The organism is Mammaliicoccus sp. Dog046 (genome assembly GCF_034039665.1).
In the GTDB taxonomy this organism is placed as follows: Bacteria; Bacillota; Bacilli; order Staphylococcales; family Staphylococcaceae; genus Mammaliicoccus.
In genome coordinates, this window is the sequence record NZ_CP120131.1 from 1,635,152 (window position 1) to 1,647,560 (window position 12,409).

Sequence of the window (12,409 nt, forward strand, 5' to 3'; positions counted from 1 at the left end):
TAGTTAGCATTTTAAGTCTTTTAATAATTCTTTGTAATTATTTATTGCAGATTTCAAACAATATCTATCATTCAATTTTACATGTTTCATACGTTGATTACTAGCGATTTCTATTCCTTTTGCAAGTTCATTAATATTATTTGGCTCGATAAGGATGCCATTTTTATTGTTATCAATAAGTTCGCTTGATCCATATTTAATATTATAAGAGATTACTGGGCACCCATTATTAATGCTTTCCATCACTGATAAACCAAATCCTTCAAACTTACTTGTCAAAAATGACGCAATAGATTCTTGGAATACTAAATGAGGATTTGGAGTGTAACCTTCAAATGAAACTTGTTCATCAATACCTAATTGCGTACATAATTTTTTAAGTTCTTGAATCTCGCCGTTATTATCTTTACCATAAATTTTAAGTTTCGTACTATAACCTTTATTTTTAAATTGACTATAGGCTTGAAGAATATGATCAATTTGTTTTTCATCAGCAATTCTACCAACATAACAGAATTGATCCTTTTTAGTTAATCCTTCATTGTCATTAATTTTATCAACAAAATGAGGAATGACCTTGATTTTATTATCTTCAATATCAAATTCAGAATGGATATCTTCTTTTTGATAATCCGTAAGTGTAATCATTTTCTCAAACTTTTCACTATTATTTAATGCGTATTTATACGAACCGCGCGTTTTGTCTCCAACAAAGTGTGTACTATGAAACACTAAAACACGTTTTAACGATTTATTACATTCAGACAGTGCTCGATCAAGCAGCCTCGCATCACAAAACACAACATTTCCATCTTCAAAAAAATGATTATAATAGTATGTAAATAATTCTCTTTCAGTTTTAAAGAATTGATATGGATGATTATCTTTGAACAAAGAAATGTATAGTAATGCATTTTCTTTTGAATCTGAAAAATATTTCTTCAAATATATGTTTCCTTTTTTATCATAATATTCTTCATAAATTTTATAATATGTAATAGGTGAGAAATTAATAATTCTATGTAATGTCCCTTTTTCAGTGTATTGTCTTCTTTCTAATTTTCGTTTAGAAAATTGAGACATATAATCCTCAAACTCGACAACTTTTTTATCATGATAAAACCTTCTATATATAAAATATTGATCATTTTTATAATATCTAGCAACGTTATTTTTTAATTTAACTTCCATTCTAGGCATATTTATTTTCGTTGTCTTTACATCTTTTTTAAACCATGTCGAAACTTTCGGCTCTTCTAGCAATTGGTTCCCTGATAACCAATCATATATATTTTCAATAACCACATTATCTGAGATCAATCCTCTTTCTTTCAATTCATCATAAACGTATAAATAATGCGGATTGTAATTCGTTGTAATAATTGTAGACTGCTCGTTTAAATGTTCTTCTAAAAATTTTATTCTAGCCAAAAGCGACTTCGTTCTTCCCCCATGAATGGCTGGCAACGTAGATGTAACCGTGTAAATCATGAAAAATCCCCCTAATGATTCATTATGTATATATCAAATTTTTATTTCACAAAATTTCAATTTATACAATTACTAATATCCATTTTTTTCAATTCAAAACACTTTAAAGGTAAGGATTTTAGTTTTTTATAAGAAGTTTATAAAAAATGTAATGTAGAAAATAATTATAAAAAATCATACAATTTAAAATGAGATTTTACATTTTTATTAAGAAAGGAAATGCTTATGGATGCTAAAAACTATTTCGATTATTTACTATCTTTAGAAGGGAGATATTTATTAACTGCAAATCAACGAAAAGATTTGATTTCTTATCAAAACGGCATAGATGGCGAAAGTTACTTTAAAGCATTTTTAAATAACTTTTCACAACTATCCTATTTAAACGATTTTGAATTCGGATCGAACAATCATGTACAGATTGATTTTTTAGTAGCAACTACAAACAAATTAGTTATTTTTGAAATCAAACATTATAGTGATGAGTGGTACTTTGAAAACGATGTACTAAAGAATCGTTATGGTATTGAAGTGAAATCTCCATTATTGCAGTTGCAACGGCACCAACATGAGCTTCAACAATTACTTTATTCGTGTGGGCATCATCTTGAAATCGAAGGTTATATCGTATTTACAAATCCACATTTTATTCCATCATCCAGCTGGCCACACCATAACTCCCTTATATTGTTTCATGAACTTCATCAACTTTCTCCTATATTATCAATGAAAACATCCCAACAGACATTAGACATATTAAATGTTCTAACACTTCAATCGAAACGACATTCAACCTATTACCAAAAAGAAATCATTACACATTTTGATTTAAACATGGCTGGACTCAGATGCCCACATTGTCGGAAGTTTCATACAATAAAGATAATAAACAAAAAGAAATTCATTACTTGTTCACATTGTCATACTCAAACTAAAACTGAGAAACTAATCTTATTAAATTTAAAGGAATTGCTAATCTTAAAGAGATCGCCGTTTACTTTGAAAGAAGCCATTAAGTGGTGTTATCCAGTAAATGAACATACAATCAGACGTGTATGTAATAAGTATTTTCAGTCTGACACGAATAGAAATCAGCGCTTTTATTTAGATGGTAATAAATCAGATTGATATTGGTTTAAATGCTACACCCTTACTTGCACGTTTGCTCAGTCTTGCTAATAACGACACCTTTATTTGCACGTTCACTCATTCTTGCTAATAACGACACCTTTATTTGCACGTTCACTCATTCTTGCTAATAACGACACCCTTATTTGCACGTTCACTCATTCTTGCTAATATGGGCACCCTTATTTGCACGTTTACTCATTCTTGCTAATTACGACACCCTTACTTGCACGTTCACTCATTCTTGCTAATAACGACACCCTTATTTGCACGTTTGCTCAGTCTTGCTAATAACGACACCTTTATTTGCACGTTCACTCACTCTTGCTAATATGGGCACCCTTATTTGCATGTTTGCTCATTCTTGCTAATATGGGCACCCTTATTTGCACGTTTACTCATTCTTGCTAATTACGACACCCCTCACTCAACCTACCACCTCAATACACCGATACAAACGCCATAAAAAATGGGAGCGGGACAGAAATCTTATTTATATAAAAAAGATTTCGTAGTCCCGCCCCAGCAAGGATGACTAGAGTTAAAAAAAGCTTGATACAAGCGCATTTTTTAACTCAGTCATCTACTGCCAAGATACTAAAAGAGGCCGAGACATTATTAATGTCCCAGCCTCATCTCATATTTACATTAGTATTTGTGGATTTATATCTATTTCTAAACTGAGTTTATCTTTTAAATATTGTTCGTGATAATAGTCATCTAAATATTTTAACGCTGTTAACAACTCAGGTTCATTTTTAAATTTAATGAGTATTTGAAATCGATGTTGATTGTTGATTCTTGCTAATGGACTTGGCGATGGCCCTAATACAAATGATTGTGTTGATAGATGTTGCACGAGTATGCCATGAATATGCTTAGATGCTTTTAATACTTTTCGTTTATCAACATGACTGATTGTTAAATTCACGAGATAATAATAAGGTGGATACTTACCTATCTGCCTAAATTTCATTTCTTTTTGATAAAATGATAAATAATCATTCTTCGTAACATCTAATATCGCATAATGGTCTGGATTATAAGTTTGAATCATTACTTCACCTTGCTTCTCATGTCTTCCAGCACGGCCAGCTACTTGTGTCAGTAACTGGAATGTCTTCTCACTTGATCTAAAATCAGGTAAATTTAACATTGTATCTGCATTGAGTACACCAACAAGCGTAATGTTCTCAAAATCTAATCCTTTCGCTATCATCTGTGTTCCTAACAATATATTCGCTTCTTGATTGCCAAATGCCGTTAACAATCGTTCATGCGCACCTTTCCTAGATGTAGTATCAACATCCATTCTGATTACTTTCGCATTTTCAAAAGTTTCATATATTAATTCTTCTACTTTTTGTGTCCCAACACCCATTTGTCTAATATGTTCACTTTCACAACTTGGGCATAATTGTGGCATTTGTTCACTGTAACCACAGTAATGACATTTTAAATCATCTGTAGTTTTATGATACGTGAGTGAAATATCACAGTTTGGACATTGCGGTACATGTCCGCAATCTCTGCATAATACAAAGGATGAATGTCCACGTCTATTTAAGAATAATACAACTTGTTCGCCTTTATTAATTCTTTCTTGAATCGCTTCAGATAAACTATTTGAGAACATTGAACGGTTACCATCTTTCAATTCTTCTCTCATATCTATTAATTCTATTTCAGGCATTTTCTGCTGATTCACACGTTCAGGTAGCCCTAAATATTGATATACGTTCTTTTCTGCTCTAGCAAAAGTCTCTAAACTTGGTGTCGCAGAACCAAGTACGACTGGACATTTATGATATTCACTTCTCCATATTGCAATTTCTCTTGCATGATATCTTGGATAATCTTCTTGTTTGTACGTTGCTTCATGCTCTTCATCAATAATGATAAGGCCAAGCTTTTCAAATGGCGCAAAAATACTTGATCGTGCCCCTACTGAAACACTGGCTTTACCATCTCTAATCTTCTGCCATTCATCATATTTTTCACCTTTAGAAAGACCTGAATGAAGCACTGCTACTTCATCACCGAATCTCGCTTTAAATCGATTAACCATTTGTGGCGTCAATGCAATTTCAGGAACAAGCATGATCGCTTGCTCACCTTTTTGTAATACTTTTTCTATCGTCTGTAAATAAACTTCTGTTTTACCAGAACCCGTTACACCATGTAATAAAAACGTTTTTGATTCGTTTGCTTGAACCGCTTCATCAATTTGTGAATAAGCATCATGTTGTGCTTCAGTTAACGCTTTGTTATTTTCTTTTTCAAATATTCTATGTTCATAAGGATCTCTTTGTACAACTGCATCATATTTTTCTATGACACCATTTTTCGCTAAAGTGTTAATACTAGAAACTGAAAAGCCTTCTTCTTTTAACGTTTTTAATAATACATCTTCACGTCTATGTTCTATAAGATAATTAACAATATCCAATTGTTTATGCATTTTTTTCAGTGAATCAATCACTTCATCCAATCGATCGGTCACACAAAGTCGTACACAAGTTGCGTATTTTCTCGTTAATTGTTGCCCAACAATTGTATCTTTTATTAAAACTTCTGATTTAACATAACTTTCTAGTTCCGATACAATTTTTAATTTTTGTGCTTGATCAAAAGTTAACAACCCTTCACTATTAAAATAATTTAACAGTACGGCTGGTAAACCTTCTGCATCATTGATTTGATAAACCTTTTGATATTTAGCTTTAATAGCAGCTGGCAACATGATTTCTAACGCTGCAATTCTTCGTGCTAAATGAAAATTCGACATCCATTCGCTAAGTTCAATGAGTTCAGCAGTCAATTCTGGTTTAAAATCTTTAACGCTAATGAGTGGTCGAAGTTTCGAATCATCAATATCACTTGATTTATGCTCACCAATGTCGATGACGAAACCTTGAATTTTACGTGGCCCGAAAGGTACTTCGACTCTTACACCGACTTTAACAACATCTACAATATCGTTCGGGATTGTATAATCAAATATCTTATCAACATTTTTGACAGGTATGTCGACTACAACTTTAGCTATCAAGCTTCCCACCTACTAGTAATTTCATTTAATATTTTAAAAGCAATTTTCTGTTTTGTTTCTTTAGCTAAAGGTACACGTTCACCATTTGCGAAGAAGAGCTCGACTTCGTTATCTGATGATCTAAATCCTATTTCTTGATTAGCAACATGATTGGCTATAATAACATCTGCATTTTTCTTTTTTAATTTACCCATCGCATACGTTTCTACATTATCCGTTTCAGCAGCAAATCCTACTAAATATTGTTTATCTTTATGGTCACCTAAATATTTAAGAATATCTGTCGTTCTCTTAAAGGTCAGTTCTAAATTACCTTCTTTTTTCTTCATTTTATTATTAAACGTTTCTATTGGCGTATAATCAGCTACCGCAGCAGCTTTAATGATCATATCCATATCGTTCATATGTGTTTTCACTGCTTGGAACATATCTTCAGCACTTGTCACTTGAATAAATGTTAAGCCTTGTGGTTGTGGCAAATTCGTTTCCCCACTTACAAGAATGACGTTCGCGCCTAAATTTCTAGCCGCTTCAGCAAGTGCATAGCCCATCTTACCACTTGAACGGTTTGTAAAATACCTTACTGCATCTACTTTCTCTACAGTTGGTCCAGCTGTTACGAGGACATTTTTACCTTGTAAAGAAAATGTTTCAGGATGTGTTTGTTCATTAAAATAATCATCAATAATGGTTTTAATAGTGAGTGGTTCTTCCATACGTCCTTTAGCAACATAACCACATGCTAAATAACCCTCACCAGGCGCAATGAATTTGTATCCATAAGTTCTCAAACGAGACATGTTCTCCACAATCGATGGATGTTCTAGCATATGCACATTCATCGCTGGCGCTATAAATACAGGTGCTGTTGTAGCTAATAGTGTTGATGTCACCATATTATCTGCAATACCATTCGCCAACTTACTAATCGTATTAGCCGTTGCTGGTGCTACAACTACTGCATCTGCCCAATCAGCAAGTGTAATGTGCTGTATTTCTCTTACATCTTTTTCATCAAAGGTATCTGTGTATACCTCGTTACGACTGATTGCTTGAAATGCTAACGGTGTAACAAATTGTTGTGCATGTTCCGTCAGCATGACACGTACGTCATATCCGTTTTGTGTTAATTTGCTCGTCAAATCAATCGCTTTATAGGCTGCTATTCCACCCGTTACAGCTAGAAGTATATTCTTCATTTATGTAATCCTCCGATAACTCATTTCTTAATCTTAGTTTATATTATACATTCTTTAAAATAGACTGTCATGAAACAAACGTTGTTTAAACAAAATAAAAAGACCTTTTATGATTGGTTAAGTTTCCCAAACATAAAAGGTCTTTTTATATACGAATGATTAGTCTTCTAATTTTGCATACACTTTGTGTGCCGCAATCTCTTCAAGTGCTTGACCTACATTTTTTAATGAACGGTATTCGTCTAACAATAAACTTTCAGGGTTTTCTTGTAATTCGCGCGCTCTTTTAGCTGCAGTAGTAACAACTAAATATTTAGAATTAATACTGTCTTTTAATTCATTTTGTGGTGGATATAACATTATTTTTTTGCCTCCAATATCATTTTTCTATATCGTGCTTCAACACGTTCTCTCTTTAAATGTTCTGCTTCAACTATTGATTGTATACGTGCTTTCGCTAATTCAACCTCATCGTTCACAACAACATAATCGTAAAGATTCATCATTTCAACTTCTTTACGCGCTTCAAAAATACGGTTTTGGATAATTTCATCTGATTCAGTACCACGTCCAACAAGTCTCTCTTTCAAATGCTCTAAACTTGGTGGTGCTAAGAAAATGAAAAGCGCATCAGGGAATTTCTTCCTTACTTGTTTCGCACCTTCAACTTCAATTTCTAAAAATACATCATATCCTTTATCCATCGTATCTCTTACATATTGCACGGGTGTTCCATAATAATTACCAACATATTCAGCATACTCTATAAATTGATCATCGGCAATTAAAGCTTCAAATGCTTCTCTTGATTTGAAGAAATAATCAACACCATCTGTCTCTCCTTCGCGCTTTTTTCTAGTCGTCATAGAGATAGAATATTTAAAATCCGTACTTGGATCATCGAATATTGATTTTCGTACAGTTCCTTTACCCACTCCAGACGGTCCAGAGAGCACAATCAGTAACCCTTTTTCAATGTTCATGTCAAACGACCTTTCCTAATGAATACTAACGATTTATTATCATTTTGTTTTTTATATCTTACCATATTTTATTTCTCTGTGGCTAGAGTGTCTCTAAACTTTAAACAGAAATATACTCATTTAATGCCTTACATGTTACAATAAATTGACTTTTGAAAAAGGTGTGAAAACTTATGGCTTTTGATGGCTTATTTACAAGAAAGATCGTAGAAGATATACAGTCGCTCGTTACAGGGCGTATTCATAAAATTTCTGAACCAAGTTCAGATACAATTATTTTAACAATTAGAAGTGAAAGAAAGAATAAACAACTTTTATTATCTACACATGCTAATTTCAGTCGATTTCATTTAACTGCTGAAAAATTTGATAATCCTTTCGATCCTCCAATGTTTCTAAGAGTATTAAGAAAACATTTAGACGGCGGTATTGTTCAAAACATTCAACAAATTGGCAATGATAGATTGGTAGAAATAGATGTTCATTCAAGAGATGAAATTGGTGATTTAAGAAAACGAACAATCGTTTTAGAAATCATGGGTAGACATAGTAACATTATTTTAATTGATGAAGACCGTAAAATCATCGATGGTTTCAAACACCATACACCTAATACAAATACAGCACGTACAATTATGCCCGGGTTTAAATATGAATATCCACCTACTGTGAAGAAACTTAATCCTTTTGAAGTGGATGATATCAACACTTACATTGATTACAATTCAGGTAAAATTGATCGTCAGTTACTACAACAGTTTGAAGGATTCAGCCCGCTTATCACGAAAGAAATCGTATCTAGAAGACCATTTATGAATCAAACAACTTTAGTTGAATCATTTAATGAAGTCATGGAAGAAGTAAAACACAAAACACAACCTGTCATTTATACAGATGATTCAACAGGTAAAGAAATCTTCTATTTCATGCCATTGCATAGTTATGGTCAAGATTATACTGAATACGAAACTTTACATGAATGCTTAGACCGTTTTTACGAATCACGCGGAGAAAGAGAACGCGTGAAACAACGCGCACTTGATTTAGTTAAAATTGTCGATCAACATTTACAAAAAAATCGACATAAATTAGAAAAACTTATTAACGAAAAAGAAGCTGCACGTACAAAAGATGAACAACAGCTTTATGGTGAATTGATCACAGCGAATATGTATCAAATTAAACAAGGTGATAAAACATTAGAGACAATCAATTATTATAATAATGAACCAATATCTATACCTTTAAACCCTACTAAATCACCATCGATGAACGCGCAATACTATTACAAACAATATAATCGACTTAAGACGAGAGAAATAGAATTAGAAAAACAAATATCTCTCACTCAATCGAATATATTGTATTTTGAATCGTTAGAACAACAGCTTGCACATATATCTGTAGAAGACATCGATGATATGCGTGAAGAGCTTGAAGAGCAAGGCTTCGTTAAAAAACGTAAAAATAATAAAAAGAAAAAATCTAATAAAATCACATTATCAACTTTCGTCTCTTCTGATGGACAAACGATATTAGTTGGGAAAAATAATAAACAAAATGATTATTTAACACATAAAGCTTCAAGAAATCATCAACTATGGTTCCATACGAAAGATATCCCAGGATCACATGTTGTTATACAAGAAGACAATCCGACTCAAACTACTATTGAAGAAGCGGCAATGATTGCTGCATACTATTCAAAAGCAAGTCAGTCTGGACAAATTCCAGTAGATTACACAACAATTAAACATGTTCATAAACCAAGTGGTGCAAAACCTGGGTTTGTGACTTATGATAGTCAAACAACACTTTATGTTACGACTGATTATGACGACATTAAACGATTATTAAAAAAATAAACAAAACTAAAATATAAATGCTGTTCCAGTTAAGAGTGCCTGCAAAGACTAAATCTTTGCAGGCATTTTTTACGCTCTAACGTGATAGTCTGCAAAAACAATCTCGTTAGACGGTAAATGGACATCTAAAAAGCACGAATAATATACAAAAAATAAGAAAACATAGCGCTAACGAGATAGTTCTAAGAAACAATCTTTTTAGAAATTCTAACGAGATAGTCTGCGAAAACAATCTCGTTAGACGGTAAATAGACATCTAAAAAGCATGAATAATATACAAAAAATAAGAAAACATAGCGCTAACGAGATAGTTCTAAGAAACAATCTTTTTAGAATTTCTAACGAGATAGTCTGCGAAAACAATCTCGTTAGACGGTAAATAGACATCTAAAAAGCATGAATAATATACAAAAAATAAGAAAACATAGCGCTAATGAGATAGTTCTAGAAAACAATCTTTTTAGAATTTCTAACGAGATAGTCTGCAAAAACAATCTCGTTAGTTCGTTATTTCTTTCTATAAACAAAACAAGCGTATGAAATTTTATCACTATAATAAAATTTCATACGCTTTTTCTATATATTTACTATTAATTTATTTATTTTGTTGCGATTAAATCAATGCCGAACAACCATGGTACAAGGAACCAAACAAACGCGACGATGATAACACAACTGATAAGGTTTAACCAAAAACCAGCCGTCGCCATTTCTCGTATGGTTACTTTCTCTGTACCGAACACTATCGCATTTGGCGGTGTTCCTACTGGTAACATAAATGCACAGTTTGCCGCCATTGCTGCTGGAATCATTAATGCTAATGGATGCACATGAATACCAACTGCAATTGTTGCTAGGATCGGTAATATCATAGTTGCTGTCGCAGTATTAGATGTAATTTCTGTTAAGAATAGAACAAACATCGTAACGATAAAGATGATTAAGATGACATTCACACCATCTAAACCTGAAATTTGTTTCCCCATCCATTTATCTAATCCACTTTCTGTAATGGCTGACGCTACCGCTAATCCTCCACCAAACAGTAATAAAATCCCCCAAGGTAAATCCTTTGCTATTGACCAATCTAATATTCTTGCAAATTTTCTTTTAGCAGGAATTAAGAATAGGATTACAGTAATAAACATGGATATTGTTCCATCTTTAACCAACTCTGTAAATGGCAGTTGCGTTAATAAGAACTCTCGAGATACCCATAAAAATGCTGCTAAACAGAATAATGTAAATACAACTTTTTCTTCGTATGTTGTTTTACCTAATGCTTTTAATTCTTTCGTAATAATTTCTTTACCACCAGGTAATTCCTTCATATCGTGCTTAAATTTCATGAAATTTAAATATGCCCAAGTAATCGCCAGTAATATAATAACGGATGGTACACCCATAACCATCCATTGTCCAAAGCCAATTTCTTCACCAAATATCTTTTCGTATTGACCTTTTAAGATGATTAAAGGTGGTGTTCCGATTAACGTACCTAGCCCACCTATTGTACCTGCATATCCAATACCTAATACGAGTGATTTTTCGAATTGTGTCAGACTATGTTTCTCATTATCTTTGACAGTTAATTCGTGTGCTTCTTTAATAATTGCCATACCGATAGGAATCATAATCATAACAGCCGCTGTATTTGAAACGAACATTGATAATGCACCTGTCGCAACCATAAAACCTAATAATATACGACCCGTACTTGTACCAATACTTTTTATAATGACTAATGCGATTCTCGTATGTAAATTCCATCTTTCCATTGCAATTGCGATAATAAATCCTCCTAAGAATAAGAAAATAATATCATCACCATATGCACTTGAAACAGTCGCACTATCCATAATCCCGCCTAATGGAAATAAGAATAAAGGCATTAAACTTGTTGCCGGAATAGGTATTGCTTCAGTGATCCACCAAACTGCAACCCAAAGTGTCGCTGCTAAAACATAAACCCCTTTTTGACTTAAACCTTCAGCATTAAAGAATAATAAGACACATATAAATAATAATGGTCCTAAAATCAACCCGATTAATTGAGCCGTGTTATAAGCTTTCAATTCAGGTTCAGGCTTCGGTTCCTTTTGTGATTTTAGAGCATCAGTTGAAAAAAACTTCAACATTTCTTTCGTCCTGCCACTCTCTTTCCACAATTTTTGAGAAAACTTGTCTTCTCTTTTAGTCATATTTATACCCCCTTATATTTGTATTCGTTTACATTTTACCAAAGTTTTTACCACAGTAGTACCATTTTCTGAATATTCTATTATATAGGTTGTGTATTCTTTATTCTTTTTAGAATTTTAAAAGCTAGCTTCTATAGTAATATTTAGTGAATTATCATTTACTATTACACAAAAAGGCTGGGACATATATGTCCCAGCCTTTTTAGTATGATTAATGTTCATCTCTTTCGTTATCGAAAAAGCCATTTGACTCTAATTCTTTTTTAATGCTTTTAAATATATTCTTATCGTCTAAATCATATCTTCTTTGTCGATTTACATTCGTATTATTAGAATAACCATTACGTTCAAAAGATTGTGGATCTCTTACTTTATAATGATTAAAGTCAGCTGATTGGTTAGTATCTTTTTTTAGAAAATCATTAATATGTCCCCATTTTTGTATCTGCTCATTTTGTTCTTCTGCAGATAATCGATGTTGGTTTCCCAT

At 32.6% G+C, this 12,409-nt stretch carries 9 protein-coding genes; 2 read left to right on the top strand and 7 right to left on the bottom strand.

The window, feature by feature from the left end:
* Window positions 1–3: 3 nt before the first annotated feature.
* Window positions 4–1,491, bottom strand: coding sequence for a glycosyltransferase (locus P3U32_RS08150; RefSeq protein WP_323702630.1), 1,488 nt, complete (start codon window positions 1,489–1,491; stop codon window positions 4–6).
* 225 nt (window positions 1,492–1,716) lie between these two features.
* On the opposite strand from P3U32_RS08150, the gene P3U32_RS08155 reads away from it, so the two are divergent.
* Complete coding sequence (locus tag P3U32_RS08155) at window positions 1,717–2,619, top strand: nuclease-related domain-containing protein (protein WP_323702631.1); 903 nt, start codon at window positions 1,717–1,719, stop codon at window positions 2,617–2,619.
* A 643-nt stretch (window positions 2,620–3,262) separates the two neighbouring features.
* On the opposite strand, the gene priA is transcribed toward P3U32_RS08155, so the two are convergent.
* The 4 genes from priA to gmk form a co-directional block, all read right to left on the bottom strand.
* A complete protein-coding gene (priA, locus tag P3U32_RS08160) occupies window positions 3,263–5,671 on the bottom strand; it encodes a primosomal protein N' (RefSeq protein ID WP_323702633.1) in 2,409 nt (802 codons plus the stop codon).
* Window positions 5,668–6,870 carry a bifunctional phosphopantothenoylcysteine decarboxylase/phosphopantothenate--cysteine ligase CoaBC gene (gene coaBC / locus P3U32_RS08165; protein WP_323702635.1) on the bottom strand — a complete coding sequence of 401 codons (1,203 nt, stop codon included), beginning with the start codon at window positions 6,868–6,870 and terminating at the stop codon, window positions 5,668–5,670. Before coaBC ends, priA begins: the two co-directional genes overlap by 4 nt.
* A gap of 159 nt (window positions 6,871–7,029) precedes the next feature.
* Window positions 7,030–7,230, bottom strand: coding sequence for a DNA-directed RNA polymerase subunit omega (rpoZ, locus tag P3U32_RS08170; RefSeq protein ID WP_323702636.1), 201 nt, complete (start codon window positions 7,228–7,230; stop codon window positions 7,030–7,032).
* Window positions 7,230–7,853: a guanylate kinase gene (gmk, locus tag P3U32_RS08175; RefSeq protein WP_323702637.1), complete on the bottom strand. Its 624-nt coding sequence runs from the start codon at window positions 7,851–7,853 to the stop codon at window positions 7,230–7,232. The genes rpoZ and gmk overlap by 1 nt, the downstream gene beginning before the upstream one ends.
* 173 nt (window positions 7,854–8,026) lie before the next feature.
* Between gmk and P3U32_RS08180 the strand changes: the two genes are divergently transcribed.
* Window positions 8,027–9,718, top strand: coding sequence for an Rqc2 family fibronectin-binding protein (locus P3U32_RS08180; RefSeq protein ID WP_323702639.1), 1,692 nt, complete (start codon window positions 8,027–8,029; stop codon window positions 9,716–9,718).
* Window positions 9,719–10,317: 599 nt separating this feature from the next.
* On the opposite strand, the gene P3U32_RS08185 is transcribed toward P3U32_RS08180, so the two are convergent.
* Window positions 10,318–11,919 carry an SLC13 family permease gene (locus P3U32_RS08185; RefSeq protein ID WP_323702640.1) on the bottom strand — a complete coding sequence of 534 codons (1,602 nt, stop codon included), beginning with the start codon at window positions 11,917–11,919 and terminating at the stop codon, window positions 10,318–10,320.
* Window positions 11,920–12,130: 211 nt separating this feature from the next.
* Window positions 12,131–12,409 (bottom strand): hypothetical protein, encoded by a 279-nt coding sequence (locus P3U32_RS08190; RefSeq protein WP_323702642.1) that lies wholly within the window; start codon window positions 12,407–12,409, stop codon window positions 12,131–12,133.